The organism is Dellaglioa sp. CoH-55-MRSF-9, from assembly GCF_056782155.1.
The window spans coordinates 1-502 of the sequence record NZ_JBXAYG010000021.1 but is presented as its reverse complement, the minus strand read 5'-3'; the positions used below and the strand labels follow the sequence as shown (position 1 = coordinate 502).

Below are 502 nucleotides of genomic sequence, written 5' to 3'. Positions count from 1 at the left end.
AACACCAAATCAACCAAACATCTTCGGCTCTGCACATTAACCCGGGCCGACACCGAGCAAAAGGAGTGCAGGTAACCAGACTGCGCGGCATGTGCAATACCGTCGTGCATGAATCTCGGGCGAACCCGAATCAGTAGCTGGTCAGTTCTACTGACTGAATATGGCAGGTGCTGAGAGATTCGAACTCCCGACCAACGGCTTTGGAGGCCGCCGTTCTACCAGCTGAACTAAACACCTGTGGTAGGGGACACAGGGATTCGAACCTGTGAATGCTGGGATCAAAACCCAGTGCCTTGGACCTGACTTGGCTAGTCCCCAATTGATTAGTTGACCTCAACACGTGGAAAATCTACACTAGCGACACACAGGCCGAGCCCGGGACACAAATTGCGGTCGGGGTAATCAGCCCCTCCTACGATTTTTACGAGGTCACAACGTTGGTGCGCAGGGCTGGACTCGAACCAGCGACACCCGGATTTTCAGTCCGGTGCTCTACCGACTG

The 502-nt window shown here is 54.4% G+C and carries 1 tRNA gene; it reads right to left on the bottom strand.

Annotation, left to right across the window (positions count from 1 at the left end):
• Positions 1-161 precede the first annotated feature (161 nt).
• Positions 162-237, bottom strand: a tRNA-Trp gene (locus AC1RPV_RS07610).
• Positions 238-502 lie beyond the last annotated feature (265 nt).